This window comes from Kitasatospora sp. NPDC030952 (genome assembly GCF_055571335.1).
Genome location: NZ_JBVIFM010000002.1, coordinates 614,387 through 640,879 on the forward strand (window position 1 = coordinate 614,387; position 26,493 = coordinate 640,879).

Annotated in this window: 19 protein-coding genes and 1 pseudogene; 8 read left to right on the top strand and 12 right to left on the bottom strand. The window is 73.4% G+C overall.

The window, feature by feature from the left end:
* Positions 1 to 2 precede the first annotated feature (2 nt).
* From ACZ47G_RS07440 to ACZ47G_RS07450, 3 genes are all read right to left on the bottom strand, one after another.
* Entirely contained in the window at positions 3 to 1,721 is a 1,719-nt protein-coding gene (locus ACZ47G_RS07440; protein ID WP_465740570.1) for an ABC transporter ATP-binding protein, read from the bottom strand.
* A gap of 53 nt (positions 1,722 to 1,774) precedes the next feature.
* The gene (locus tag ACZ47G_RS07445) at positions 1,775 to 3,412 is read right to left on the bottom strand and encodes an ABC transporter ATP-binding protein (protein WP_465740499.1); all 1,638 of its coding nucleotides are present in this window, start codon (positions 3,410 to 3,412) and stop codon (positions 1,775 to 1,777) included.
* A gap of 136 nt (positions 3,413 to 3,548) precedes the next feature.
* Positions 3,549 to 4,592 carry a methyltransferase gene (locus tag ACZ47G_RS07450; protein WP_465740500.1) on the bottom strand — a complete coding sequence of 348 codons (1,044 nt, stop codon included), beginning with the start codon at positions 4,590 to 4,592 and terminating at the stop codon, positions 3,549 to 3,551.
* Between the two features lie 793 nt (positions 4,593 to 5,385).
* On the opposite strand from ACZ47G_RS07450, the gene ACZ47G_RS07455 reads away from it, so the two are divergent.
* Positions 5,386 to 6,546, top strand: coding sequence for a glycine amidinotransferase (locus ACZ47G_RS07455; RefSeq protein WP_465740501.1), 1,161 nt, complete (start codon positions 5,386 to 5,388; stop codon positions 6,544 to 6,546).
* Between the two features lie 77 nt (positions 6,547 to 6,623).
* On the opposite strand, the gene dpgD is transcribed toward ACZ47G_RS07455, so the two are convergent.
* The gene (gene dpgD / locus ACZ47G_RS07460) at positions 6,624 to 7,472 is read right to left on the bottom strand and encodes an enoyl-CoA-hydratase DpgD (protein WP_465740502.1); all 849 of its coding nucleotides are present in this window, start codon (positions 7,470 to 7,472) and stop codon (positions 6,624 to 6,626) included.
* Positions 7,473 to 7,612: 140 nt separating this feature from the next.
* On the opposite strand from dpgD, the gene dpgA reads away from it, so the two are divergent.
* The 7 genes from dpgA to ACZ47G_RS07495 are packed head-to-tail and all read left to right on the top strand — an operon-like array spanning position 7,613 to position 14,536.
* Complete coding sequence (gene dpgA / locus ACZ47G_RS07465; protein ID WP_465740571.1) at positions 7,613 to 8,743, top strand: 3,5-dihydroxyphenylacetyl-CoA synthase DpgA; 1,131 nt, start codon at positions 7,613 to 7,615, stop codon at positions 8,741 to 8,743.
* A 20-nt stretch (positions 8,744 to 8,763) separates the two neighbouring features.
* Entirely contained in the window at positions 8,764 to 9,492 is a 729-nt protein-coding gene (dpgB, locus tag ACZ47G_RS07470; protein WP_465740503.1) for an enoyl-CoA-hydratase DpgB, read from the top strand.
* Entirely contained in the window at positions 9,489 to 10,835 is a 1,347-nt protein-coding gene (dpgC, locus tag ACZ47G_RS07475) for a (3,5-dihydroxyphenyl)acetyl-CoA 1,2-dioxygenase DpgC (protein WP_465740504.1), read from the top strand. Before dpgB ends, dpgC begins: the two co-directional genes overlap by 4 nt.
* Positions 10,836 to 10,843: 8 nt before the next feature.
* Complete coding sequence (locus ACZ47G_RS07480) at positions 10,844 to 12,154, top strand: aminotransferase-like domain-containing protein (RefSeq protein WP_465740505.1); 1,311 nt, start codon at positions 10,844 to 10,846, stop codon at positions 12,152 to 12,154.
* Positions 12,151 to 13,353 carry a cytochrome P450 gene (locus tag ACZ47G_RS07485; protein WP_465740506.1) on the top strand — a complete coding sequence of 401 codons (1,203 nt, stop codon included), beginning with the start codon at positions 12,151 to 12,153 and terminating at the stop codon, positions 13,351 to 13,353. The genes ACZ47G_RS07480 and ACZ47G_RS07485 overlap by 4 nt, the downstream gene beginning before the upstream one ends.
* A 60-nt stretch (positions 13,354 to 13,413) precedes the next feature.
* Entirely contained in the window at positions 13,414 to 13,611 is a 198-nt protein-coding gene (locus tag ACZ47G_RS07490) for a ferredoxin (protein ID WP_465740507.1), read from the top strand.
* Between the two features lie 22 nt (positions 13,612 to 13,633).
* Positions 13,634 to 14,536 (top strand): 3-oxoacyl-[acyl-carrier-protein] synthase III C-terminal domain-containing protein, encoded by a 903-nt coding sequence (locus tag ACZ47G_RS07495; protein WP_465740508.1) that lies wholly within the window; start codon positions 13,634 to 13,636, stop codon positions 14,534 to 14,536.
* 69 nt (positions 14,537 to 14,605) lie between these two features.
* On the opposite strand, the gene ACZ47G_RS07500 is transcribed toward ACZ47G_RS07495, so the two are convergent.
* The 8 genes and pseudogenes from ACZ47G_RS07500 to ACZ47G_RS07535 all read right to left on the bottom strand — a co-directional run bounded on the left by ACZ47G_RS07500 (position 14,606) and on the right by ACZ47G_RS07535 (position 26,416).
* On the bottom strand, positions 14,606 to 16,528 hold the full coding sequence (locus ACZ47G_RS07500; protein ID WP_465740509.1) for a condensation domain-containing protein: 1,923 nt from the start codon (positions 16,526 to 16,528) through the stop codon (positions 14,606 to 14,608).
* Positions 16,529 to 16,573: 45 nt separating this feature from the next.
* The gene (locus tag ACZ47G_RS07505; RefSeq protein WP_465740510.1) at positions 16,574 to 17,668 is read right to left on the bottom strand and encodes an LLM class flavin-dependent oxidoreductase; all 1,095 of its coding nucleotides are present in this window, start codon (positions 17,666 to 17,668) and stop codon (positions 16,574 to 16,576) included.
* 99 nt (positions 17,669 to 17,767) lie between these two features.
* Positions 17,768 to 18,514, bottom strand: coding sequence for an O-methyltransferase (locus ACZ47G_RS07510; protein ID WP_465740511.1), 747 nt, complete (start codon positions 18,512 to 18,514; stop codon positions 17,768 to 17,770).
* Positions 18,515 to 18,691: 177 nt separating this feature from the next.
* Complete coding sequence (locus tag ACZ47G_RS07515) at positions 18,692 to 20,038, bottom strand: nitrate/nitrite transporter (RefSeq protein WP_465740512.1); 1,347 nt, start codon at positions 20,036 to 20,038, stop codon at positions 18,692 to 18,694.
* Positions 20,035 to 20,469, bottom strand: coding sequence for a nitrite reductase small subunit NirD (gene nirD, locus ACZ47G_RS07520; protein ID WP_465740513.1), 435 nt, complete (start codon positions 20,467 to 20,469; stop codon positions 20,035 to 20,037). Before nirD ends, ACZ47G_RS07515 begins: the two co-directional genes overlap by 4 nt.
* Positions 20,466 to 23,072 (bottom strand): nitrite reductase large subunit NirB, encoded by a 2,607-nt coding sequence (gene nirB / locus ACZ47G_RS07525; protein WP_465740514.1) that lies wholly within the window; start codon positions 23,070 to 23,072, stop codon positions 20,466 to 20,468. The genes nirD and nirB overlap by 4 nt, the downstream gene beginning before the upstream one ends.
* Complete coding sequence (locus tag ACZ47G_RS07530; RefSeq protein ID WP_465740515.1) at positions 23,069 to 24,292, bottom strand: NAD(P)/FAD-dependent oxidoreductase; 1,224 nt, start codon at positions 24,290 to 24,292, stop codon at positions 23,069 to 23,071. Before ACZ47G_RS07530 ends, nirB begins: the two co-directional genes overlap by 4 nt.
* A pseudogene (locus ACZ47G_RS07535) lies at positions 24,289 to 26,416 on the bottom strand (molybdopterin oxidoreductase family protein). The gene ACZ47G_RS07530 and the pseudogene ACZ47G_RS07535 overlap by 4 nt, the downstream one beginning before the upstream one ends.
* Positions 26,417 to 26,493: the final 77 nt, after the last annotated feature.

A 26,493-nucleotide genomic window follows, 5' to 3' on the forward strand; every position in this document is an offset into this window, starting at 1 on the left:
GGTCAGCCGGAGGGCAGTACGTCGGCCGGGTCGCCGTGCCAGGAGTGCCACAGCCGGGCGTACGGGCCGCCCTGGCGGACCAGTTCGTCGTGGCTGCCGGTCTCGCTGATCCGGCCGTCCTCCATGACCACGACGCGGTCGGCGTCGTGCGCGGTGTGCAGCCGGTGGGCGATGGCGATGACGGTGCGTCCGGCCAGGACGGCGGCCAGGGCGCGCTCCAGCTGCCGGGCGGCGCGCGGGTCGAAGAGCGAGGTGGCCTCGTCCAGGATCACCGCGTACGGGTCGGTCAACACCAGCCTGGCCAGCGCCAGTTGCTGGGACTGGACCGGGGTGAGCGCGACCGCCCCGGAGCCCACCTCGGCGTCCAGGCCGAGTTCGGACGCCCAGTCCCAGGCGTCCACCGAGCCGAGGGCCTTCTCCAGTTCCTGGTCGGAGGCGTCCGTCCGGGCGATCAGCAGGTTGTCCCGCAGGGTGCCCCGGAAGACGTGCTGTTCCTGGGTCACCAGGGCGATCTCCCGGCGCAGTTCGGCCAGCGGGATGTCGGTCAGCGCGGTGCCGCCGAGGGTGATCGCGCCGGCCCGGGGGGTGTGGATGCCGGCCAGCAGCGCACCCAGGGTGCTCTTCCCGGCGCCGGACGGGCCGACGATCGCGAGCCGCTCCCCCGGTTTGACCACCAGGTCGACGGAGTGGAGGACGTCCTGCCCGTCGCGGTAGGCGTGGGTGACGCCCTGGACCACGATGTCCTTGCCGCTGGGGACGTGCTCCGCACCGGCGCCGGCCGTCTCCGCACCGCTGCCGGCCGTCTCCTCGGCGGGGCTGCTGACGCCGAGGATCCGGGCCAGGGCCGTCCCGCCGACCTGCAGTTCGTCCATCCAGTACAGCAGCCGGTCGACCGGGCCGATGATCTGCTGGACGTACAGGGTCGCCGCCGTCACCGCCGCGATCGAGACGTGCCCGTCCAGGTACAGCAGCCCGCCGACCAGCAGGGTGGCGGCCACCGGCAGGATGTAGCCGGTGTCCGCGATCGGCAGGTAGACGCTGCGCAGGTAGAGGGTGCGGCGCTCGGCCGCGTAGGACTCCGCGATGTCCCCGTCGACCCGGGCGGAGCGGTGGTCGGCCAGCCGCATGGCCTCCACCGTGCGGGCGCCGTCGACGGTCTCGCTGAGGCCGCCGGTGAGCCGGGCGTAGGAGGCGTTGGCCCGCAGGTAGCCGGCCCGGGCCCGGCGCAGGTACCACTGGGTGGAGAGCCACAGCACCGGTACCGCGACCAGGCAGGGCAGCACCAGGACGGGCGCGGTCAGGGCGATCGCGCCGAGCGTCAGCGCGACCGTGGCCAGCGCCACCAGGGTGTCCGGGACGGCGAGTTGCACGGTGTTGGCGAGGACGTCGATGTCCCGGGTGGTGCGGCTGATCAGGTCGCCGGGGCCGGCCCGCTCCACGGTGGCCAGCGGCAGGGCGAGCATCCGGTCGACGAACTCCTCGCGCAGCCGGGCCAGCACCTTCTCGCTGAGCTTCAGCGAGGCGAGCATGGCGAAGCGGGTGAAGGCCGCCTGGGCGACGACGGCGACGCAGATCGTCACGGCGACACCGGTGACGTCGTCGACGCCCTTGCCGGCGTCCTCGACCAGGCCGCCCAGCAGCTTCGGGGCGACCAGCCCGGCCACCGTGGCGAGGGCGTGCAGCAGCAGCGCCAGGGAGAGCTGCCGGGGGTACTGGAGCATGAGGCGCCGGGCGTAGGAGCGCACCTCTTTGGGTGTTGCCACGGGCAGGATGGTCACGCCACTGCTACCTCTCGGGTCACGACGGATCGATAGCGGGCGTTGCCGAGCAGTTCCTCGTGGCTGCCCTCCGCCACGGCCTTGCCGTGTTCCACGTAGACCACGTGGTCGGCGTGGTCCAGCACGATCGGGCTGGTGGTGAACACCACCGTCGACCGGCCCCGCCGGTGGGCGCCGAGCCGGCCGGCCACCCGGCCCTCGGTGTGGGCGTCCAGCGCGCTGGTCGGCTCGATCAGGATGAGGGTCTCCGGGTCGGCGACCAACGCCCTTACCAGGTTGAGCCGTTGCTGCTGGCCGCCGGAGAACTCGCGGCTGCCGAGGATCTCCTGGCCGAGGCCGTCCGGGAGCGCGTCGACGATGTCGGCCGCCGAGGCGTCGTCGATCGCGCGGTCCAGTCGGCCGGTGTCCTCGGCCGCGCGGGCGTCCGGGTCGAGCTGGGCGCCCAGGGTGCCGGAGAACAGCCGGGCGCCGTGGTCCACCACCAGGATCCGGCGGCGCACCTCGTCCAGCGGGAGGTCCGCCAGCGGGACGCCGCCGTAGCTGGCCGAGGAGTCGGTGTACCGGCCGAGCCGGTCGGTCAGCAGCTGGGCGTCCCCGGCGGTGGCGCAGGCCACCGCGACGAACCGGCCCGGGGGCAGGTCGATCCCGGACTCCGGGTCGCGCAGCGCGCCCTGCTCGGGGAGGTCGGCCGCGTCCCGGCCGCCCGAGGTCAGTTCGCGTTCCAGGGCCAGGAATTCGGACGCCATCCGGGCGCCGACCAGGGCCCGGGTCAGCTGGTCGACCATGGTCGTGGCCCGGCGCAGCTGCTCGGCGAGGAACACCGCGTAGCCGTAGAAGGCGACGAGTTCGCCCGGGCTCATCCGGCCGCTGTCGACGAAGTGGGCGCCGAGCCAGACGATGGCGGTGATCAGGAGCCCCGGCAGCAGCAGCCGGCCCGCCATCACATTGGCCTCGACGGCGGCCACCCGGACGCCCTCGCCGCGCACCCGCTGGGAGCGCTCGTGGTAGCGGGCGGCGAAGACCTTCTCGCCGCCGATGCCGCGCAGCACGCGCAGGCCCTCCACGATGTCCACGGCGAGGTCGGCGAGCGCCCCCTGCTCCTTGCGCAGGCCCTGCTGACGGCTGTGCAGCACCCGCATCAGCCGGGCGATGGCCCAGGCCGACAGCGGCACGCCGACCAGGGCGACCAGGCCGAGCGGCCAGGAGACCGTCAGCATCACGCCGGCGATGACCACGATGGACACCACGGCGCCGCCGCCGCGGGCGGTGCTCTCCAGGGCGATGCCGATCCGGGTGATGTCGGTGGCGCCGACGCTGACCACCGAGCCGGCGGACACCCGGCGCGGCAACTCGGCGCCGAGGACAGCGGCTTGACGGGTGACCAGCTGCATCGTCCGGTAGCTGGCGCCGAACCGGTTGGTCACCGAGCAGCGGTCGCGCAGGGTTCCGGTGACGGCCTGGATGACGCCCAGGGCGAGGACGGCGGCGCTCCACAGCACCAGCGCCCCCTTGTCCCGCGCGATCAGCCCCTCGTCGATGCCCCGGCCGATCACGGCGGGCACGAAGGCCTGGGCCAGCGTGCAGATCACTCCGTAGCAGACGGCGAGGATCACCGAGGTGCGGTGGTTGGCCACCAGCCATAGGAGGTAGCGACTTGGGGAACCGAGTGCGGGCCTGCCCGGATCTGGTTCGGGGAACTGGCGCATGTCGTCCAACACTTGTCGTCTGGGGGCACCCCCCGCGTCGGCAGGGCAGGTGCGACGGAAGGAACTAGGCCTTGGTACCCATGCTGAGCCCGTGCTCGTACGGGAGCCCGCCTACGGTCTTGACGTCGCCGAAGCCTACCCGCTGCAGCCACGCCTCGTAGTCCTTGGCCGGGTAGGCCATGCCCTGGCCGCTGGCGAGCACGTTGAAGTAGAGGCCGAGCCGGGCGGAGAAGATCCCGCTGGTCTCGTCGTCGGAGACGTTGTAGCCGTAGACGAAGACCTTGCCGCCGGACGGGAGGGCGTCGTACGCCTTGGCCAGCAGCGCGAGGATCTGGTCCTCGGCGAAGATCTCCAGGACGTGGCTGAACAGCACGGCGTCGGCGCCGGCCGGGAACGGCTCGGTGAAGATGTCCCCGGGGTGCAGGACCACCCGGTCGGCCAGCTCCGGGGGGACGGCGTGCTCGGCGAGCCGCGACACGCTGGGCATGTCGAAGACCGTCGACCGGAGGTCCGGGTGGCGCCGGGCGAGCCGGACCGAGGTGGTGCCGTCGCCACCGCCCACGTCCAGCAGGTGCCGCACCGGGGCGAACTCGCCGCGGTCCACCAGCGCGTCCACCGAGCGGAGCGTGAAGGCGCTCATGGCGCGGTGGAACACCGCCTCCAACTCCGGGTTCCGGGCGAGCCGTTGGTAGAGCGTGGGCTCGTCGCCGGGGTGGTCGGCGAGGGCGAGGTTGGTGCCGGCCCGCAGGGCGGCGGTCATGTGCGAGAAGGCCGGGTAGTAGACCTCCTTCCAGCCGACCACGATGTGGGCCCAGCTGTCCGGGGCGTCCGAGGCCAGGAGGTCCCGGGCCACCGGGGAGTTGGCGTACGCCCCGTCCGTCCGCTCCAGCAGCCCGGTCGCGCAGACGGCCTGGAGCAGCACGCGGAGCTGGTGGGCGGGGATTCCGGCGAACGCGTGGATCTGCTCGAACGTTGCCCCGGGGTGGTCCGCGAGGAACCGGAAGACATCCAGTTCGACGGCCGTCGCCACCGCGTTGAAGAGGGCGGGGGCGTTCACCAAGAACCGGAAGCGCTCGTAGACCGGGTCACCCTCGTGCGAGTCGCTCATGGGATGAGCATTCCCTTCCTGGACCATCAGCTGACGAATTCCGACCTTGAGGGGGTTCCGACGCGGGGATCGCCGATCCGGGCACGGCTGCGGCCCTGGCGATTCGACCCGTCGGAAATGGGTCCTGGGTGGAGATGTCGCTTCTTACGCGATCCATGTCCGCGCACAATGGCGGATTATTACTCGAAGCCGAGTCTTGCACATGTACAGCCAAGCCGTCAATCCCGAGATCCACAGCCGCTCGGATGCCACGACCCAGCTGCTCCGAGCCTCTCCGGCCTGCCGATGCCAGGTCAATCCCCTTGTTCGGAACAGCAGTTCACGGGAGCGCCGTCGGGGAGCGCGGATGTTCTGACGCTGCGTCAACTCACGGCGGGGTCGCCAATGATACCAAGATCATGAATTTTCGGCGGAGACTCCGCGAGCTTTTGGGTGAATCGCTCACAGACGGAGAAACTCCCTTTGAACAACCGGGGGTTGACGCATCGTCTCGGCGCGGTGAAGTAATGGTGAGAGCGCGCATGACCGCGCACGCCCCCGGATCCCGGCACAGTTGGCGGATTAAAGGCCCCGCTCTGGTCACGGCGACCCAAGTGTGCTTGCATGTCGAACTATCCAAGGTGCCAGAACCGCCCTGCCCTTGCGGGCCGGAGCCACCCCGCGGCTGCGTTGAGGATTCCCGCCGCCACGGTCGGCGCCCGTGACACATCCGGTGCCGGCGCACCCGCCCGGTCATCGATCACTGCTTCGAGTAAGCCATGTGCCAACGGATCCACCACTGGAGGAGCCTGCGATGCAGCTGAACACCTTCGACGAATGGTCGCCGCTCAGGGAAGTGATCGTCGGCTCCGCGCTGAACTACACCTCGCACGAGCGCGAGCTCTCGTTCGACCTGTTCTTCCACGACAACATCGCCAAGGACAACTCGTCACGCTCGGAGTGGTACTACCCCCGACTGTCCGCGGCCGGCCGCGACGGGCAGGCCGCCAACTCCGGCCGCCAGCCGATCAAGCAGCGCTACGTGGACGAGCTGAACGAGGACCTGGACGGCATCGTCAAGGCCCTGGAGTCCCTGGACGTCACCGTCCACCGCCCGCTGGACGTCGACCCGACGACGGCCCGGGTCGAGACCCTGGCCTGGGAGGCGTCGGTCGTCCCGCCGCTGAACGTCCGGGACAACACCCTGATCGTGGGCGACGAGATCATCGAGACGCCCCCGATGATCCGCTCCCGCTACTTCGAGACCCAGTTCCTCACCCCGATCTTCAACAAGTACTTCCGCCAGGGCGCCCGGTGGACCGTCATGCCCCGGCCCCTGATGACCGACGCCTCCTTCGACCTCAGCTACGCCCGCACCAGCACCGTCGGCGGGCCCACCGAGCCGATCGCGGACCCCCGGCCCTCCCCGTACGACGTCGGCTTCGAGATGATGTTCGACGGCGCCCAGTGCCTCCGGCTCGGCCGCGACCTCGTGGTCAACATCTCCACCGCCAACCACGCGCTGGCCTGCGACTGGCTGGAGCGCCACCTGGAGGGCCGCTTCCGCATCCACCGGGTGCACCAGCTGAGCGACAGCCACATCGACAGCATGGTGCTGGCCCTGCGCCCCGGCACCCTGCTGGTCCGCTCGGAGAAGGTCGCCGAGAAGCTCCCCGAGGCGCTGCGCTCCTGGGACCTCATCGTCCCGCCGGCCCCCGAGGGCAACAACTTCCCGCAGTACGGCGACGACGACCTCATCCTCACCAGCCCGTTCATCGACCTGAACGTGCTCTCGGCCGGCCCGGACACCGTACTGGTCAACGAGGCCTGCCCGGAGCTGATGCGCAAGCTGGAACGGCACGGATTCACCGTCGTGCCGGTGCGGCACCGCCACCGGCGGCTGTTCGGCGGCGGGTTCCACTGCTTCACCCTCGACACGGTCCGCGACGGCGGCCCCGAAGACTACCTGAGCTGATGCGCCCGACGGCGTGCGGCGACGGACTGGCTGGACTGGCTGGACCGGCAGGGCGGACCGAGCGGGGCGGCCGGGCCTCAGCGGGCCTGCCACCGGGGGTCGCGCTTCTCCACGAAGGCGAGCGGCCCCTCCTCGGCGTCCCGGCTGGCCATCCGCCGCTCCTCCCAGGGGTAGCGGGTGGCGAAGGCCGTCTCCAGCGGCATGGTGACGGACCTGCCGGCCGCCTCCTTGATCGCCCGCACCGAGAGCGGCGCGCAGCGCAGGATGTCGGCCACCCAGCCGTCCACGCAGGCGTCGAGCTCGGCGGCCGGCACCACCTCGTTGACCAGCCCGAGTTCGTACGCCCGCCGGGCGTCCATCGGACGGCCGGTCAGCAGGTGGCCCATCGCCGTGCGCCACGGCAGCTGCCTGGTCAGCCGGAACACGCCGCCGGCGCCCGCCATCAGGCCGAGCCTGGCCTCGGGCAGGGCGAAGGTCGCGTCCTCGGAGGCGATCACCAGGTCGCAGGCCAGGGCGAGTTCGAAGCCGCCGCCCATGGCGTAGCCGCGGACCTTGGCGACCACCGGCTTGGCCAGCTCGAAGCGCTCGGTCAGCCTCGGCCAGCCTGGCTTGCCCCGGCTGCCGAAGGTGGCCGTCCCGGCGGTGCCGGACCGGACCCGCTCGGCCAGCTCCTTGAGGTCCTGGCCGACGGAGAAGGCACGCTCGCCCGCGCCGGAGAGCACCGCCACCCACACCTCGTCATCGGCCTCGACCTCGTCCCAGACCGCGGCCAGTTCCTCGTGCATGCGCAGGTCCATGGCGTTCAGGACGCCGGGCCGGTCGAGGGTCACGCGGGCCACGTGGCCGTCCTTCTCGTACCGCACCCTCGGGTCGTCCGGGGTGCGCGCGGTAACCGAACCATCGCTGCTCCTGGATTCCTCTGACATGGCAGGGATCATAGCGGCGGCAACCACCGGATCCAATACCGGAATTCGGCCCGGAGGAGATTGATGTGAAACTCGCCGACAGGAGCGTCCGGCCCAGTCCGGAATCCTTCGCCAGGAAAGCCCGGGTCACCTCGCCGAGAATCCTGGGCGTCGGGACCGCGGTACCCGAGACCTCGTACACCCAGCGCGAACTACTGGACATCTTCGCCATCACCGATCCGCGGATCCGGTCGATATTCCTGAACAGCGCCATCGAGCGCCGCGGCCTCACCCTGCCGCCGCTGCTGCCGGACGGTTCGCGGGGCGTCGAGACCCAGGGGCAGCTGCTGGCCAAGCACGTCGGCAGCGGCATCACCATGGGCCGGCAGGCCGTCGAGGCCTGCCTCAAGGAGGCCGGCGCGACCCTCGCCGACCTCCGCTACCTGTGCTGCGTCACCTCGACGGGCTTCCTCACCCCGGGCTTCTCCGCGCTGCTGATCAAGGAGCTGGGCATCAGCCGGCACTGCTCCCGGCTGGACGTGGTCGGCATGGGGTGCAACGCTGGCCTCAACGGCCTGACGGCGGTGGCCGGTTGGGCCACCGCGCACCCCGGCGAGCTGGCCGTCATGGTCTGCATCGAGCCGTGCTCGGCCGCCTACGTGCTGGACGGGACGATGCGCTCCTCGGTGGTGAACAGCCTGTTCGGCGACGGCTCGGCCGCGGTCGCCCTACTGGCCTCCGAACAGCCGGGCGACGAACGGCCGGTCGATCTGGATCCGGGTGCCCGGGAGCCGGTCGGCCAGGGGTCGGCCGACCGGGCGCCGGCCGGGGCCGCCCGCACGACGGCCGGCCACCCGGCACTGCTGCGCTTCTCCAGCTGCATCGTCCCGGAGGCCTCCGGCGCGATGCGCTACGACTGGGACGACGCCCAGGGGAAATTCAGTTTCTACCTCGACCCGGAAGTCCCCTACGTCGTCGGCGCGCACGCGGAGATATCGCTCGACCGGCTCCTGCGCGGAACCGGACTGCGCCCCTCCGACATTTCCCACTGGGTGGTCCATTCCGGCGGGAAGAAGGTCATCGATTCGGTCCGGTTGAATCTCGGGCTGAGCCGCTGGGACGTCCGGCACACCACCGGGGTCCTGCGCGACCACGGAAACCTTTCCAGCGGCTCTTTCCTGTTCTCGTACGAACGCCTGGCGGCCGAGGGCCGCGCGAAGTCCGGTGAATTCGGCGTCTTCATGACCATGGGCCCCGGATCGACCATCGAGATGGCCCTGGTGGGCTGGTGACGGAAGGAAGGACGATCCGGATGAACGAGAACCCCGACCTCACCCAGCTGCCCGACGGGCTCGGCCTGATGGTGCGGGTCGACGGCACGCGGCCGCTGACCGACCTCACCGCGCTGCTGAACGCGGTCTGCGACGAGGTGGAGAGCCGCGCCGAGAAGTCCGTCGTGGTGCTGCGGCTGGACCCCACCCCGGCCGACGTCCGGGCCTGGCCGGGCGCCGTCGCCATCCAGCAGGTCAACCGCTGGGAACGGGCGGTGCGCCGGCTCGAACGCCTCACCGCGATGACCATCGCCGCCGCCCGCGGCGCCTGCGGCGGCCCCGCCCTGGACCTCCTGCTGGCCGCCGACTTCCGGATCGGCGCACCGGACCTGCTGCTGATGCTGCCCGTCAACGACGGCCACTTCTGGCCCGGCATGTCGGTCTACCGGCTGGTCCAGCACCTGGGCCTCGCCAAGGCCCGGCAGATCGTCATCTGGGGCAACGACATCTCGGTCGACAAGACCCTGGAACTCGGCCTGATCGACCAGATCAGCGAGGACGTCGCCGAGGCCGTGCACACCGCGACCGTGCTGATGGGCCGGATCTCGGACCAGGAGCTGACCATCCGCCGCCTGCTGCTGCTGGAGGCCGGCTCCGCGGACTACGACGACGCCGTGGGCGTCCACCTGGCCGCCTGCGACCGCGAACTGCGCAGGCTGCAGCAGGGCGCCGCCCCCGCCGCCGGAACACCGAGGAGCAGCCGGCGATGACCGCCACTCCGCCGGCCGGCCCGGACCAGGCCCCACCCGCCCCCACCGGCGACCTCGCCCAGGACACCGCCGCCCTGGCCCGGTACGCCCGGGCCGGTGAGGAGGTGCTCGCCGCGCTCCCGGCCCGGCCCGGGCGCAGCGCGGCCCAGCAGCACCGCGCCGACGCCGTCCACACCGCCGCCCGGGCGGCCCGCCGGGCCTTCCTCGCCCGGCACACCGACGCGGTGTACGGCCTGCTCACCGACGGCCTGACCCGCCGCCCACGGCTGCCCGAACTCCTCGACGCCGCCGCCGGGCGCTTCCCCGGGCTCGTCCCGGACAGCGCCCAGCTGGCCGCCGAACGGGATCTCATCCAGGCGGACAAGGAGGGCCGGGAGATCGACCAGGGCGTCTTCTGCGCCGCCGTGCTGCGCTCCCGCACCGCGGGCCGGCACCTGATCGAGTCCATGCTGGCGCCCACCCCGCGCGCCCTCGACCTGCTGGGCGACTTCCGGGCCAAGGGGCGCGTCGACCTCGACTCCGTGGTGGTCGAGCGCCGAAACGCGGCCGCGCACGTGACCTTCCACAACGCCCACTGCCTGAACGCCGAGGACAACGGGCTGATCACCGACGTCGAGACCGCCGTCGACCTCGCCCTGCTGGACGACCGGGTCCGGGTCGGGGTGCTGCGCGGCGGCCCGGTCGACCACCCCAAGTACCGGGGCCGGCGGGTGTTCAGCGCGGGCATCAACCTCAAGGACCTGCGCAACGGCGCCATCTCCTTCGTCGACTTCCTGCTCGGCCGGGAGCTGGGCTACCTCCACAAGATCGCCCGCGGGCTGCTCACCGACCCGGCACCCGGCGCCTGGTCGGACCGTACGGTCGCCAAGCCGTGGGTCGGCGCGGTCGACTCCTTCGCCATCGGCGGCGGGATGCAGCTGCTGCTGGTCCTCGACCGGGTGATCGCCGAGACCGACGCCCACCTCAGCCTCCCCGCCGCGGAGGAGGGCATCGTCCCGGGGCTGGGCAACCTCCGGCTCACCCGGCTCACCGGGGGGCGGCTGGCCCGGCAGGTGATCCTCGGCGGGCACCGGATCCACGCCACCGACCCGGAGGCTCGGCTGCTCTGCGACGAGGTGGTCCCCGCCGAGGGCATGGACGAGGCCGTCGAGCGCGCCGTACGGGAGCTGGCCGCCCCCGCCGTGGCCGCCAACCGGCGGATGCTCAACCTGGCCGAGGAGCCGCTCGACCTCTACCGCGAGTACCTGGCCGAGTTCGCCGTCGCCCAGGTGGAACGGGCCTACAGCCCGGACGTCCTCGCCAAGGTGGAGCGCCGCCGGCAGCGCTCGGCGGCCCGGGGGTGAGCCACGACATGGTGCGACTGGCCGCCGCCGAGCTGCACGCCTCGCTCCGGGAGCCGGTGCTCGGCTCGATCGGCTTCCTCAACGAGGTGATGAGCCGCTACCCGGACGCCATCTCCTTCGCCCCCGGCGCCCCCCACCCGGAGCTGCTGCGGGACCTCGCCCCCGAACGCTACGTCGAGCGCTTCCTGGACCACCTCGTCCGGGACCGCGGCCACACCCCGGAGCGCGCCCGCCGGCTGCTCTACGAGTACGGGCCCAGCCGCGGCCTGGTCAACGGCATCATCGCCGAGGCGCTCCGCCGCGACCAGGGCATCGACGCCGCCGAGGCGGCCGTGGTGGTGACCGTCGGCGCCCAGGAGGCCATGTTCCTGGTGCTGCGGGCGCTGTTCGCCGGCCCGGCCGACCTGCTGGCCGTCGCCAACCCGTGCTTCGTCGGCATCACCGGCGCCGCCCGGCTGCTGGGCGTCGACCTCGTCCCGGTGGACGAGACCCCGCTCGGCATCGACCTCGACGCCCTGGCGGCCGAGTGCCGGGCCGCCCGCCGGGCCGGGCGGCGGATCCGGGCCTGCTACGTGGCACCCGACTTCTCCAACCCGGGCGGCAGCCGGATGCCGCTCCCGGTCCGCCACCGGCTGCTCGAACTCGCCGACCGCGAGGACTTCCTGGTACTGGAGGACAACGCCTACGGCTTCACCGCCGCCCCGGGGGCGGAACTGCCGCCGCTGAAGGCGCTCGACCGGAACCGCCGGGTGGTGCACATCGGCACCTTCGCCAAGGTGTGCTTCCCCGGCGCCCGGGTCGGCTACGTGGTCGCCGACCAGCCGGTGGCCGACGCGGACGGCTCCCGGAGCCTGCTGGCGGACGAACTCGCGGCCGCCAAGAGCATGGTCACCGTCAACACCTCTCCGGTCTGCCAGGCGATCATCGGCGGAATGCTGCTCGAACACGGCGGCTCGCTGGTGGAGTTGAGCCGGCACAAGGCCGCGCTCTACCAGCGCAACCTGACCCACCTCGCCGAGGCGCTGGACCGGCACCTAGGTCCCGGACAGGGCCCAGCCGGGCCGCTGCCGGCCGGGATCAGCTGGACCCGGCCCGAGGGCGGGTTCTTCCTGCGCATGACGCTGCCGGTGCCGGCCGACACCGCCCTGCTGGAGGTCTCGGCGGCCGACTACGGCGTGCTGTGGACCCCGATGGCCCAGTTCCACCTCCGCGGCGGCGGCGACCGCCAGCTGCGGCTCTCCTGCAGCTACCTCGATCCCGGGCAGATCGAGACCGGCGTGCAGCGGCTGGCCGAGTTCCTGAGGAAGGAGATCCGATGACGCGTCCGACCGTCCTGCCCCCGATGCTGCCCACCGTGCGCGCCCGCCCGTTCGACCCGCCGGAGGAGCTGGCCGGGGACCGCGAGAACGAGCCGATCCGCCCGCTGCGCTACCCGGACGGCCACATCGGCTGGCTGGTCACCAGCCACGCCCTGGCCCGCAGCGTGCTGGCCGACCCCCGGTTCAGCGCGCGCTCCGAGTTCAAGCGGGCCCCGGTGGCCCGGCCCAGCGCCGACCCGTTCTACGGCCGTGCCGCCCTGCCCGGCTGGCTGGTCGACATGGACGCCCCCGAGCACACCCGGATCCGCCAGCGGCTGGCCGGCCGGTTCACCGCCCGCAAGATGAAGGACCTGCGGCCGCAGCTGGCCCAGGTCGTCGACGAACACCTCACCGCCATGGCCGAGTCGACGCCGCCCACCGACCTGGTCGAGCAGTTCGCGCTGCCCGTCCCCTCGCTGGCGATCTGCGAACTCCTCGGGGTGCCCTACGCCGAGCGGGCCGCCTTCCAGCGCAACAGCGCGACCCTGTTCAGCCTGGACGTCACCGAGGCGCAGGCCGCCCTGGCGATGGACCAGCTGGACTCCTTCCTGCGCGAGCTCACCGAGCACAAGCGCGGCCGCCCGGACGACGGTCTGCTCAGCGCCCTCGTCGCCGACGGCACCCTGAGCACCGAGGAGATCGCCGGCGTCGGCGTCCTGCTGCTCACCGCCGGGCACGAGACCACGGCGAGCTCGCTCAGCCTGGGCGCCTTCGCCCTGCTGTCCCACCCCGAGCAGCTCGCCGCGCTCACCGGGGACCCGTCGCTGGCCGACAACGCGGTGGAGGAACTGCTGCGCTACCTGACGATCTTCCACTTCGGGGTGCCGCGCACCCCGCTGGAGGACGTCGAGCTGGCCGGCCGCACGCTCCGGGCCGGGGAGTCGGTCACCGTCTCGCTGTCGGCCGCCAACCGGGACCCGGCGCAGTTCGCCGACCCGGACCGGCTGGATCTCACCCGCCGGGCCACCGGCCACCTGGCCTTCGGGTACGGGATCCACCAGTGCCTGGGCCAGAACCTGGCCCGGGTCGAGATGCGGATCGCCCTCCCCGCCCTGTTCCGGCGCTTGCCCCGACTCGCCCTGGCCGTCCCGCCGGGCGAGGTGCCGCTCTCCACCGACATGGGCTTCTACGGGGTGCACCGGCTGCCGGTCACCTGGTAGCCGGTGCACCCCGCAACCAGCAACCGGCAACCGGCAACCGCGAGGAGAAGAGGAGGCAACGTGCACCTCACCGTCGACACCGGGGTCTGTGTCGGGTCCGGGCAGTGCGCCCTGGCCACGCCCGAGGTCTTCGACCAGGACGACGCGGACGGCACGGTCGTCCTGCTGGACGCCCGGCCGGCGCCGGAGCTGCACGACGCCGTCCGCGACGCCGTCAGGAGCTGTCCCGTCCAGGCCATCTCGGCCACCGAGCAGTGACACCCAGCAGTGAGGGGAACCCATGCCCGGCACCACCATCTCGGCCATCGGCCACACCTGCGGCGAGGCCCGCAAGGTGTCGGAACTGGCCGGGACGACGACCGCCGACCTCGGTCCGCTGGTCGCGGAGATCGTCCACTTCCGGGAGAGCCGGCAGGAGATCTGGGAGCTGGCGGTCGCGGCCGCCGAACAGAGCCTGGCCGCCACCGCCGGCCCGCCCGACCTGGTGCTCTACGTCAGCGAGAACGACCCCGACACCACCGGCTCGCTGGCCAGGATCGCCGACCGGCTCGGCCTGGCCTCGGTGGAGCACCTGGCGCTGTCCGGGCAGGACTGCGGCAACCTCGTCCCGGCCGTCCGGGCGGCCTCCGACGCGCTGGCCACGGGCCGCTGCGAACGCGTCCTGCTGGTGCTCGCCGACCGGACGGCGGACCGGCACCGGATCATGGCCAGCGGCCTGTCGGTGTTCAGCGACGGCGCGGCCGCCTGCGTGCTCACCGCCGGGCCCGAGCCGGCCGGGCCCCGGTTCCGGGTGGCGGCCACCGGCACCCGGACGGCGGTGCGGCCGGCCGGCGTCGGCCCCGCCGAGGACGGCATCCTCGGCACCGTCCGGCTCGCCTCGGAGGGCGTCGCCGCCCTGCTGGACGGACTCGGCCGCGGCCGCGAGGACTTCCGGCACGTGGTGCTGCCCAACTACCGCCCGGCGGCGCAGAAGTTCCTGCTGGCGGCGATGAAGCTGCCGGCGGACCGGCTGCTGCTCGGGCCGGTCACCGAACTCGGGCACTGCTTCTCGGCCGACGTCCTGATCACCCTGCAACGGCGCGCCGCGGCGGGCGAACTCGCCCCCGGCGACCACCTGTTGGCTTCGGTGAGCGGGCCGTACTCCTGGTCCACGATGGCCCTGGAGTACGCCGACGGACAGTAGGCCCCGCCCGGCGTCCGACCGGCCTCGAACTCCCCACCAGGAACGGGGAGTTCGAGGCCTTTGCAAGACCTACAGCGGGTGCCCCCGCGACTCCCGGACCAGCGCCCGGGCGATCGCGCGCAGGGTGCACGGCGAGTCGAAGTGCCAGCGCCGCAGACCGGTCAGGCCGCGCCGGCGCAGGCTCTCCACCACCGAGGGGGCCAGGATGGCCCGGCCACCGGCCCCCGTGTAGGTGAGCGCCAGGGTGGCCGGTTCGAGGCCCTGGGTCTCCCGCAGGGCGGCGAGCAGTTCGCGCTCCGGCTCGGTCTCCGCCGGCAGCACCGGCAGGGCGTGGCTCGGCACCCAGTCGGCGCCCTCGGCCAGGTCCGGCAGGCCGCGCCCGGCGGCCCGGCCCTTGGAGGCGTCGGTGAGCCGGTAGCGGTGCGGGGCGACCAGGTCGACGGCGTCGTGCAGCAGGGCCAGCACGTGCTCGTGCACGTCGAACAGGCAGACCGACTCGTCCAGGGCCAGCTGCGCCACGATCTCGTCGGCCTCCACCGACACCTCGGCGTCCAGTACGCCCGGGACGGCGCCGACCACCCGGCCGACGGCGTCCAGGTCGACCCAGGCACCCTGCACCAGCAGGGCGTCCGGGTCCAGCCGGTAGCCGGCGGGCAGGATCGCGCGGGCGCTCGCCAGCGGCGCGTCCGGCTGCTCGTCGATCAACCGGATGAACCGGGGCAGCAGGTCACCCATGGTGTGGATGAGCGGCGCGGGGAACATCACGGTGTCGATGTCGAAGTCGACCGAGACCGTGGTGTCGTCGACGTAGAGCCACAGGGCGGTGGTCCAGTGGCTGTCGTCCGGCCGCCACTCGTCGGTGCGGGTGATCTCCACGGGCGTGTCGGCGGCCTCCCCGTCCGAGGCAGCCTCCCCGTCCGGGGCGGTCTCCCCGGGCTGGGAGGGCCCCTGGAAGTTGAAGTACAGCCCCCGGACGGTCGCCACCCCGCGCCGCTCCGCGAGGCGCGCCCGGGAGTCCAGCGAGCGCATGCCCAGGCGCAGGTCCTCGGCGTAGACCCGCAGCAGGGTGGCGGAGGCGTCGGCCAGCGACTCGGCGAAGGTCCGGTCCTCGGCGAAGTCCAGCACCACCTCGACCGTCCGGGCGAGGTCGTCGATGCTGTCGTCGGTGGGCAGCCGGTGGCCGGCGGCGTTGCCGAACATGATCCGGGGGATCCCGGAGTGGCGCGAGAACAGCCAGCCGAGGGCGTGCATCAGGACCATCGCCCGGGACACCCGGTGCCGCCGGCAGATCCGGTCGATGACCGGCAGCAGTCCGGCGTACTCGGTCGAGGAGATCACGAACCGCGGGCCGGTCGTCTCCCGTTCCGCGGCGGGCACCAGCAGTTGGGGCACCAGGCCGCGCGGGTCGGGGCTGTGGTTCTCCCGCTCGGGCGCGTGCGAGTGCACCGAGTCGGCGGTCGCCCGGTCGATCGGGTGGGTGATCCGCAGTCGCGGCTCCTCGGCGCCCCGGCAGAGCGCCAGGAACTGCTCCCGGAGGTTCTGGGTGCCCGAGCCGTCGACGATGACGTGCTCGAAGACCAGGGCCAGCACCCGGACTTCGCCGTTCTCCACGAACAGCCGGGCCGACCAGGGCGGCCGCATCAGGATCGAGCCGCCGAGCAGCGGGTGCACCCCGGCCAGGTCGCCGAACTCCTCCAGGGTGTCCAACTCGGCGACGGACACCGGCAGTCGCAGACCCTCGGGGGCGTAGACGAGCTGGACCGGCAGGTTGTCCGGGCCCAGGGCGATCGCGGTGCGCAGGCTCTCGTGCCGTTCCACCAGCACCGTCAGGGCCTCGGTCGCCGTGTCGACGGAGATCCCGGGCGGGAGGTCCCAGCGCTTGGACCAGGCGACGTCGAACGCGCCCTGCTCCCGCCAGTAGATCCGCAGCCACCAGCGGGTCTGCAACGTGGTGAGGGGGCCGCTTCGCTCCACCAGACTCAACTTCTCCACACCTCCATGAACCGTTCGCGGGGCGCGGCCTCGGTCGGGCCCGCCTTAGGTCTCCGATGTGCCGATGTGCCGCCGTGCCGCCCGGATCGCGGCGTTGATGTCGTCGTAGTCGTCCTCGTAACTGCCGTTCAGCAGGACGTGGTTCACGCCCGCGCGCAGGTAGTCGGCGAGCCCGGCGCCCACCTCCTGGTAGCCCCCGACCAGGAAGGGCGCGCTGGCCCGGCCGCTGCGGAAGGCTCCCAGCCAGTACGGGTCCGGGGCGGAGCCGTCGGCCTGCTGCACCTGCTCCGACCCCGGCTCCTGCCCCTGTTCCTGCTCCTGCTCCTGCTCCTGCTCCTCGGCCACCGCGTGCACGGCCAGCTGCCGCGACCACGCGTTCTGCGAGATGGTCTTGAGCAGCGTCTCCTGCCGGCCCTGCCAGGACTCCGGGAACCGCTTGCCGGCCGTCGCCCAGGCCTCCTCCGCCGCGGGCTTGGCGAGGATGCCGATCCGGATCCCGATCTCGCCGGTGTAGCCGTCGGCCAGCAGCGGCCGCAGGAAGGTCTCCTCCCACTCCGGGAAGCGCGCCGGGTGGGTGACCACCACGTCGGCGATCTCCCGGGCCACGCCGAGGCTGGCGGGCGAGGAGCCGGCCACGAACAGCTTGCAGCGGGACAGCACCTCGGGCCTCGGCTCCAGGCTGAACCGCTCGAAGGTGTAGTAGCCGCCCCGGGTGTCGACCTCCTCGCCGTGCAGCAGCGCCCGCAGCACCCGGCCGTACTCGCGCATCCGCTCGTAGCGCTCGTCGTGGGTCAAGTGGTCGCCGGTGCGCCGCAGTTCGTCGTCCCGGGCGCCGGCCACCAGGTTGAAGTGCACCGGGCGGCCGTACAGCGCGGCGTACGCCGCCGCCATGGCCGCGGCGGTGTGCGGGGGCACCGAGGCCGGCTGGACGGCGATCAGCGGGACGAGTCCGCTGGTGACCGACCCCAGGTAGCCGGCCACCAGCCAGGGGTCCACCTCGTGGAGGTTGTGCGGCACGAGGATGCCGCCCCAGCCCGCGCGCTCGCAGGCCGTGGCGGTCTCCCGCACCCGGGTGAGGAAGTCCTGGTCGAGCACCTGGTGCTCGCTCGCCGATTCCGGAGTGACCGAGTAGAGCTGCACGATCGCCGCCTTCGATGCCGTCCGCGGAACCGTTGCCCGCGGTTCAGGGTGGTCACCATGGGTTGGCCGCGGGCCTGGGCGGCCCCGAACGGCCGGGCGCTAGCCGATTCCGAGGACGCCGGTCGGGTCGTTGCTACTGCCCTGCGGCCGGAGGTCCTCCGGGTCCACGTAGTCGCGGATGCGGCGGATCAGGGTGGTGCTGTTCTGGCCGAAGCGGTGCGGCTCACGGAGGTTGGTGATCTCCAGCCGGCCGCCCTCGCGGCCGCGGAGGGACTCCAGGTAGCGCAGCACCGCGCGCCCCTCCGGGTAGGTCATCAGGTAGTGGGCGGCGAACAGTCCGCCGGCCGGGTTGACGAGGTCCCAGTACTCGCGGACGAAGGCGAGGGTGTCCCAGGTGTCGATCCAGGCGAAGTCGACCAGGCCGAAGGCGTCCCGGACCTTGTCGGCCGAGCCGCGCAGGTCGCCCTCGATGATCCGGCAGACCCCGGAGAGCCGCAGCTCGTCCATGACCTTGAGCGCCCGGGGGGCGGAGGAGGTCGGGTCGGTCATCCGGTCGATGCAGATGAGCTGGGGCTCGTACGGCTCGTCGTAGTAGGCGGCGTGGGCGAGCGGCTGGACCTCGGCGGCGTCCGGGGTGCCGAGCAGCGCCCGCTCCGCCTCCCAGGACTCCTTGTTGTCCTGGAGGGCCTTGGCCAGGAACGGGGTGGTGTATCCCATGCCCACTTCCAGGACGCGCTGCGGCCGCAGCGTCCGGATCAGCCAGTAGAGCAGCGGGGCGGTGGAGTCGGTTCCCATCTCGGGGACGTGGAGGGACTTCACGGTCGCGGCGAACGCGTCATCAATCATGCAACACCTACCGTCGGTTGCCCTGTTCGGGGGGAGGGAGTGAGGTGGATTGACCTTCGGACTGTAGCAGCCCTCCCAGGCCCCCCGAGGATGGGAACCGTACGCTTGGTTCACATACGGCTTGTTCGGGCCACATCAAGCCGAATTGACATCCCGTCAGGACATTCGGCCAACCCGTCACACCCGTACCGACGGCCGGAGCCACACCGTCCAGGTCAGCGCCGAGCACACCAAGTAGGCTGCCAGGAAGGCGAGATACGCGGTGTCACCGTTGTGAGTGGAGAGGAAGGACTGCCGGAAGGCCAGGTTCACCAGCACCCCGCCGAACGCCCCGACCGCGCCCGCCAGCCCGATCAGTGCCGCCGACCGCCGGCGTGCGTCGGCCTCGGCGGTCGCCGGATCGGCGCCCGCCGCCACCGCGCGACGGGCGACGCCGCGGTAGTGCGCCGGGATCATCTTGTACGTCGAGCCGTTGCCGATCCCGCTGAGCACGAACAGCGCGATGAACCCGCCCAGGAACAGCGGCAGCGAGCCCGCCCGGGAGGCCGCCAGCACCAGCGCCGTCCCGGCGCCCATGGCCACGAAGGTCGCCAGCGTCACCCGGGCACCGCCGAACCGGTCGGCCAGCCGCCCGCCCACCGGCCGCAGCAGCGAGCCCAGCAGCGGCCCGAGGAAGGTCAGCGCGGCGGCCTTGACCGGGGTGTCGAAGTGCTGGTGGAACTGCACCTGCAGCACCTGGCCGAAGGCGAAGCCGAAGCCGATGAAGGAGCCGAAGGTGCCGATGTACAGCGCGGAGACGGCCCAGCCGTACGGATCGCGGGCGACCTCGCGCAGGGCCCGCCCCGCGCCCCGGCCGTGCGCGGACGCCGGCAGGTCGTCCATCCGCCACCAGGCCCCGGCCGCCGCCGCCACGATCAGCGGCAGGTAGACCAGCGGCAGCAGCCGGGGGTGGGCGGCGCCCGCGGTGGCCAGCACCAGCAGCCCGAGCAACTGGACGGCGGGGACACCGAGGTTGCCGCCGCCCGCGTTGACGCCCAGCGCCCAGCCCTTCAGCCGGTGCGGGTAGAAGGCGTTGATGTTGGCCATCGAGGAGGCGAAGTTGCCGCCCCCGACGCCCGCCACGCAGGCCACCGCCAGCAGCGTGCCGTAGGAGACGCCCGGCTCCAGCACCACGGCCGCCAGCGCCGTCGGCACCAGCAGCAGCAGGGCGCTCACCACCGTCCAGGTGCGGCCGCCGAACCGGGCCACCGCGAAGGTGTACGGCAGCCGCAGCAGGGCGCCGAGCGCGGTCGGCAGGGCGGTGAGGGTGAACTTGCCCGCGGTGTCGATGTGGTACTCGGGCCCGAGGAAGAGCACCAGCACCGACCACAGGCTCCACACCGAGAAGCCGATGTGCTCGGAGAGGACGGAGAGGACCAGGTTGCGGCGGGCGATCCGGGCGCCGGTGCGGGCCCAGAACTCCTCGTCCTCCGGGTCCCAGTCGGCGAGCGGGGAGGGCGTTCTGGTAGCGACCGCGGTGGTCATGCCGCCGCCTCCTCTTCGAGCGCCTCGCCGTCGAGGGCCGTCCCGTCGAGGGCCGTCCCGTCGAGGGCCGTCCCGTCGAGGGCCTTCCCGTCGAGGGCCCGGACCGGCCAGCGGCGCAGCACGGCCGGGGCGCCGTCGGGGGCGGTGTCCTCGTCCAGGCAGCGCCCGTCGGTGAGGTCGTACACCTGCTTGTACATCGGCGAGATGAGGGTCGGCCGGTCGCCTCGGCTGCCGAGCAGGCCGCGGGAGAGCACCGGGGCGCCGCTGAACGGGTCGAGGTTGTCGACGGCGTACAGCTCCCCGGAGCGGCCGCGGAACAGCGCGACCTGCCCGGCGTCGGGGAGCAACACGGCCACGCCGCGGCCGGGTTGGAGGTCGGTGAGGGCGCAGACGGTGCGCCAGTGGCTGCCGTCGTGGATCTGTACGGTCACGGGGTGAGCACCTCCGGTCGGGGCCCGGCGATCAGCACCGGGGCGTTGAGGGTGCGGCCGGCCTCGCCGGGGCGGGCGGGGCGGATCTGGCCGCGTTCGGGGACGAAGGTCACGGCGGGGTCGGGGGTGCCGGGGGCGTTGACGAAGGAGGCGAAGCGGCGCATCCGCTCCGGGTCGGCCAGGGTCTCGGCCCATTCGTCCCGGTAGCCGCCGATGTGACGATTCATCAGTTCGTCCAGCTCTGCGGCGATGCCGAGCGAGTCGTCCAGCACCACGGCCCGCAGGTGGTCGAGTCCGCCCTCCAGCCGCTCCAGCCAGACCGAGGTGCGCTCCAGCCGGTCGGCGGTGCGGATGTAGAACATCAGGTAGCGGTCGATGGTGCGGATGAGCGTGTCGCGGTCGAGGTCGGCGGCCAGCAGGTCGGCGTGCCGGGGGGTCATGCCGCCGTTGCCGCCGACGTAGAGGTTCCAGCCGGCCGAGGTGGCGATGATGCCGAAGTCCTTGCTCTGCGCCTCCGCGCACTCGCGGGCGCAGCCGGAGACGGCGGCCTTGAGCTTGTGCGGGGAGCGCAACCCCCGGTAGCGCAGCTCCAGTTCGATGGCGAGGGTGGTGGAGTCCTGGACGCCGAAGCGGCACCAGGTCTCGCCGACGCAGGACTTCACGGTGCGCAGCGACTTGCCGTAGGCGTGTCCGGACTCGAAGCCGGCGTCGACCAGCTTGCGCCAGATGACCGGGAGTTGGTCGACGGTGGCGCCGAACATGTCGATCCGCTGGCCGCCGGTGATCTTGGTGTAGAGGCCGTGGTCGCGGGCGATCTCGCCGATCGTGATCAGGCCCTCGGGGGTGATCTCGCCGCCGGGCACCCGGGGCACCACCGAGTAGGAGCCGTTGCGCTGGAGGTTGGCCAGGAAGTGGTCGTTGGAGTCCTGGAGGGCGCCCTGTTCGCCGTCCAGGATGTGGCCGTTGCCGAGGCTGGCCAGGATGGAGGCGACGGTCGGCTTGCAGACCTCGCAGCCCTCGCCGCCGGTGCCGTGCTCGGTGAGCAGTTCGGAGAAGCTCGTCAGCCCGGTGACCCGGACGATCTCGTACAACTCGGCGCGGCTGTGGGCGAAGTGCTCGCACAGGCCCTGGACGGTGGCGACCCCGGCGGCCTCCAACTCCTCCTTGACGACGGTGCCCAGCTGCTTGAGGCAGCTGCCGCAGCCGGTGCCGGCCCGGGTGCACTTCTTGACGGCGGCGACGCTGTCGGCGCCCTGCTCGCGGACGGCGGCCCGGACGGCGCCCTGGGTGACGTTGTGGCAGGAGCAGAGCACCGCCTCGTCGGGCAGCGCGACCGGCCCGGCGGAGGCGAACCCGGCCGGCAGCACCAGCTGTTCGGGGGCGACGGTGAGCGGCTTCCCGGCGACGGCGAGCGGGCGCAGCGCGCCGTAGCCCTCGGTGTCGCCGACCAGGACGCCGCCGAGCAGCGCGCCGTCGGCGCCGATCAGCAGCTTGCGGTATACGCCGCTGCGGCTGTCGCTGTACAGCACGTCGAGCGCGCCCTCGGCGCTGCCGTGCGGGTCGCCGAAGCTGGCGACGTCCACGCCGAGCAGCTTGAGCTTGGTGGAGGTGTCGGCGCCGGTGAAGCCCCCGCCCTGCTGCTCGGCGATGGTGCGGGCCGCCGTCTCGGCCATCTGGTAGCCGGGGGCGACCAGCCCGTACACCCGGCCGTCGACGGCCTGGGCGCACTCCCCGATGGCGAGGACGGCCGGGTCCTCGGTGCGGCAGTGGGCGTCGACCACGATGCCGCCGCGCCGGCCGACCGGCAGTGCGCAGTCCCGGGCGAGCTGGTCGCGGGCGCGCACCCCGGCGGAGAAGACCACCAGGTCGGCGGGGAGTTCCCGGCCGTCGGAGAGGGCGAGGCCGCGCACCCGGCCGTCCGGGCCGGTGAGCACCCCGCTGGCGCCGGCGCCGGTGTGGACGGTGACGCCCAGTTCCTCGATCTTGCGGCGCAGCGCGGCGCCGCCGCCGTCGTCCACCTGGACGGCCATCAGTCGGGGCGCGAACTCGACCACGTGGGTGGCCAGTCCGCCGGCCCGCAGGGCGCCGGCCGCCTCCAGGCCGAGCAGTCCGCCGCCGACCACCACGCCGGTCGCGGCGTCGGCGGCCTGGGCGCGGATCGCGTCGACGTCCTCGATGGTGCGGTAGACGTGGCAGCCGGGCGCGTCGGTGCCGGGCACCGGCGGCACGAAGGGCACCGAGCCGGTGGCCAGCACCAGGACGTCGTACCGGACTTCGGAGCCCGACCGGGTGGTGACGGTGCGGCCGGCCCGGTCGATGGTGGCGACCGGGTCGCCGAGCCGCAGGTCGATGCCGTGCTCGGCGAGGAAGCCGGACGGGCAGAGCGCGAGGTCCTCGGGCGTGCTGCCGGAGAACAGCGAGCTGAGGTGGACCCGGTCGTAGGCGGGCCGGGGCTCCTCGGCGAGCACGGTGACCCGCCAGCCGCGGGCGGCCGGCTGCTCGCTCCAGGCCTCCAGGAAGCGCTGGCCGACCATGCCGTGGCCGACCAGGACGAGGTCCCGAACGGCACCGCGGTCCCGTGCGGTGCGGTCGTCTGCGGTCATCGGGAGACTCCTTGGGTGAGCAGGTGCAGGGGGTGGCCGGCGAGGGCGCCGCCGTCGGCGAAGGCGCCGGCCAGCGCGTCCACGGTGGCCAGGTCGCCGAGCAGGATGGCGCCGACCAGCCGGTCGCCGCGCAGGACGAGCTTCTTGTAGCTGCCGCGGGTGGCGTCGGTGAGCCGCAGCACGTCGAGGTCCGGGTCGAGGGTCTCGTCCACGGCGCCGAAGGCCGCGTACTCCAGGTCCCCGGTGGTGAGCCGGGCCCGCGGGCTGGTGCCCGGGTAGCGGGCGTCGGGTTCGGCGCCGGAGAGCCGGCGGGCCAGCACGTCGGCCTGTTCCCAGGCGGGGCCGGCCAGTCCGTGGACGGTGCCGCGGTGCTCGGCGCAGTCGCCGATCGCGGACACCCGCGGGGCGGCGGCCAGCCGGTCGTCCACCAGGATCCCGGTGCCGACGGGCAGTCCGGCGGCGTGGGCCAGCGCGGTGCGCGGGCGGGTGCCGCAGGCGAGCACCACCAGGTCGCAGTCCAGCCGGTAGCCGTTGGCCAGCTCGACCGCGCCGACCTTGTCCCAGTCTCCGTCCGGGGGGAGCCCGCCGTGCACGGCCCGGGCCCGGTTGCCCAGGTAGCAGTCGACGCCGAGAGTGCGCAGGCGCTCGCGCAGCACGGCGGCGGCCTCCGGGTCGAGCTGGCGCTCGATCAGGTGGGGCGCCTGGTGGACGATCTCGGTGCGCACGCCGAGCGCGGCCAGCGCCCGGGCGGCGCTCACCCCGAGCACCCCGCCGCCGATCACCACCGCCCGCTCGGCGCCGACGGCCTCCTCGGCGAGCCGGGCGCAGTCCTCCAGGGTGCGCAGCGTGTGCACGCCCTCGGCCAGGCCGCGGCCGTCGGGGCGGCGCAGTCCGCGCACCGGCGGGAGCACCGGGTTGGCGCCGGTGGCCAGCACCAGTTCGTCCCAGTCCTCCTCGGTGCCGTCGGCCAGCAGCAGGGTCCGGGCCGCCGGGTCGAGGGCGACCACCTCGCAGCCGGGCCGGGCCAGGGCGCCGCCGAGCGGCAGCGCGATCGCCTCGGCGTCGTACCGGCCGGTGAGCACCTCGGCGAGCAGCACCCGGTTGTACGGGGCGCGCGGCTCGGCGCCGTACACGGTCACCGTGCCCGGCCCGCCGAGGGCGGCGTACCGTTCGGCGAAGCGGGCGGCCGCCATGCCGCCGCCGACCACCGCGATCCTCATGGCGTCGCCTCCGTCTGTGCGCGCTCCACCCGGACGGCGCAGAGCTTGAACTCGGGCATCCGGGAGACCGGGTCGAGGGCCGGGTTGGTGAGGCTGTTGGCCCGGCCGGCGCCCGCCCAGTGGAAGGGCATGAAGACGGTGTCCGGCCGGATGGCGCCGGTGATCCGCGCCGGGGCGACGGCCCGTCCGCGCCGGCTGGTCACCGCGACCGGCTCGCCGTCGGCGATCCCGAGCCGCTCCGCCAGCCGCGGGTGCAGCTCGACGAACGGGCCGGGCGCGGCCGCGTTGAGCTCGGCGACCCGGCGGGTCTGGGCGCCGCTCTGGTACTGGGAGAGCACCCGGCCGGTGGTCAGGAACAGCGGGTAGGCGTCGTCCGGCTCCTCGGCGGCCGGGCGGTGGGTGACCCCGGCGAACCGGGCCCGGCCGTCCGGGGTGGCGAAGCGGTCCAGGAACAGCCGTGGCGTGCCCGGGTGTCCGGGCGTCGGGCAGGGCCAGAACACGCCGTCCTCGGCGGCGATCCGGGCGTAGCTGATGCCCGCGTAGTCGGCGTCGCCGCCGGCCGAGGCGCGCCGCAGTTCGTCGAAGGCCTGCTCGGCCTCGGCCGGGAAGCCCTCCGGCACGCCCAGCCGGGCGGCCAGTTCGCGCAGCAGCCACAGCTCGCTGCGCACGCCCTCGGGCGGGTCGAGGGCGCGGCGGCGCAGGATCACCCGGCCCTCCAGGTTGGTGGTGGTGCCGTCCTCCTCGGCCCACTGGGTGACCGGCAGCACCACGTCGGCCAGTCGGGCGGTCTCGGAGAGCACCACGTCGGCGACCACCAGCAGGTCCAGGGCGCGCAGCCGTTCGGTGACGTGCCCGGCGTTCGGCGCGGACACCGCCGGGTTGGAGCCGGCCAGCAGCAGCGCCCGTACCCCGCCCGGCTGCCCGAGGCCGTCCAGCAGCTCGTACGCGGACACGCCCGGACCGGGGATGCGCTCGGCCGGGACGCCCCACACGGCGGCCACGTGTTCGCGGGCCGCCCGGTCCTCGATCGAGCGGTAGCCGGGCAGTTGGTCGGCCTTCTGGCCGTGCTCGCGCCCGCCCTGCCCGTTTGCCCTGCCCGGTCAGGCAGCCGTAGCCGCTGTACGGGCGGCCCGCCTTGCCGGTGGCCAGGCAGAGGTCGATCCAGGCGCCGACGGTGTCGGTGCCCTTGCTCTGCTGTTCGGGGCCGCGCGCGGTGAGCACGATGCCGGTCGCCGCCTCGCCGAACATCCGGGCGGCGGTGCGGAGTTGATGTGCGGGCACGCCGGTGATCCGCTCCACCCGGTCCGGCCAGTGGGCCATCGCCGACTCCCGGGCCGCGTCGAAGCCGGTGGTCCGCTCGGCGATGAACTCCTTGTCCACCAGGCCGTCCGCGATCACCAGGTGGAGCAGGCCCAGGGCGAGCGCGAGGTCCCCGCCGGGGCGCGGCTGGAGGTGCAGGTCGGCCAGCTCGGCGGTGCGCGTGCGGCGCGGGTCGACCACGATCAACGTCCCGCCGTTCTCCCGCAGTTCGCGTAGGTAGCGGACGGCCGGCGGCATCGTCTCGGCCGGGTTGCCGCCGACCAGGATCAGGCAGCCGGTGTGCGGCAGGTCGGCGAGCGGGAACGGCAGGCCGCGGTCCAGGCCGAAGGCCCGGCGGTGCGCGGCGGCGGCCGAGGACATGCAGAACCGGCCGTTGTAGTCGATGTTGGCGGTGCCCAGCACGACGCGCGCGAACTTGCCCAGCAGGTACGCCTTCTCGTTGGTCAGCCCGCCGCCGCCGAACACGCCCACCGCGTCCGGCCCGTGCTCGGCCCGCACCCTCGCCAGCCCGGCGGCCACCCGGTCCAGCGCCTCCGGCCAGCCCGCCGAGCGCAGCGGTCCGCCGGGCCGGTCCCGCAGCAGCGGTCCGTCCAGCCGGGCGCCCCGGGCCAGCAGGGCGGGCGCCGTCCGGCCCTTGCCGCACAGCGCGCCCCGGTTCACCGGGAAGTCCGGGCGCTCCAGCACCTCGACCGGCAGCCCGGCGCCCGGCGCGCCGGGCGACAGCCGCATGCCGCACTGCAGCGAGCAGTACGGGCAGTGGGTGTCCGTGGCGGCGGGGGCGGCCGGGGCGGCGATCGGTGTCATGCCGAGAAAGGTCGCCGCCCGCTGTTTCGCGACCGGGTCGCGGATGTTGCGGGCGCGGTACGCCTCGCTCACACCGC

Bases quoted from the DNA above. Each gene is read 5' to 3' on its own strand.
- ACZ47G_RS07510 (WP_465740511.1), bottom strand. From the start codon at position 18,514: ATGATTGATGACGCGTTCGCCGCGACCGTGAAGTCCCTCCACGTCCCC.
- ACZ47G_RS07480 (WP_465740505.1), top strand. From the start codon at position 10,844: ATGGTGCGACTGGCCGCCGCCGAGCTGCACGCCTCGCTCCGGGAGCCG.
- ACZ47G_RS07450 (WP_465740500.1), bottom strand. From the start codon at position 4,592: ATGAGCGACTCGCACGAGGGTGACCCGGTCTACGAGCGCTTCCGGTTC.
- dpgC (WP_465740504.1), top strand. From the start codon at position 9,489: ATGACCGCCACTCCGCCGGCCGGCCCGGACCAGGCCCCACCCGCCCCC.
- ACZ47G_RS07515 (WP_465740512.1), bottom strand. From the start codon at position 20,038: ATGACCACCGCGGTCGCTACCAGAACGCCCTCCCCGCTCGCCGACTGG.
- ACZ47G_RS07455 (WP_465740501.1), top strand. From the start codon at position 5,386: ATGCAGCTGAACACCTTCGACGAATGGTCGCCGCTCAGGGAAGTGATC.
- ACZ47G_RS07485 (WP_465740506.1), top strand. From the start codon at position 12,151: ATGACGCGTCCGACCGTCCTGCCCCCGATGCTGCCCACCGTGCGCGCC.
- ACZ47G_RS07530 (WP_465740515.1), bottom strand. From the start codon at position 24,292: ATGAGGATCGCGGTGGTCGGCGGCGGCATGGCGGCCGCCCGCTTCGCC.
- nirB (WP_465740514.1), bottom strand. From the start codon at position 23,072: ATGACCGCAGACGACCGCACCGCACGGGACCGCGGTGCCGTTCGGGAC.
- dpgB (WP_465740503.1), top strand. From the start codon at position 8,764: ATGAACGAGAACCCCGACCTCACCCAGCTGCCCGACGGGCTCGGCCTG.
- ACZ47G_RS07440 (WP_465740570.1), bottom strand. From the start codon at position 1,721: ATGCTCCAGTACCCCCGGCAGCTCTCCCTGGCGCTGCTGCTGCACGCC.
- dpgD (WP_465740502.1), bottom strand. From the start codon at position 7,472: ATGTCAGAGGAATCCAGGAGCAGCGATGGTTCGGTTACCGCGCGCACC.
- ACZ47G_RS07495 (WP_465740508.1), top strand. From the start codon at position 13,634: ATGCCCGGCACCACCATCTCGGCCATCGGCCACACCTGCGGCGAGGCC.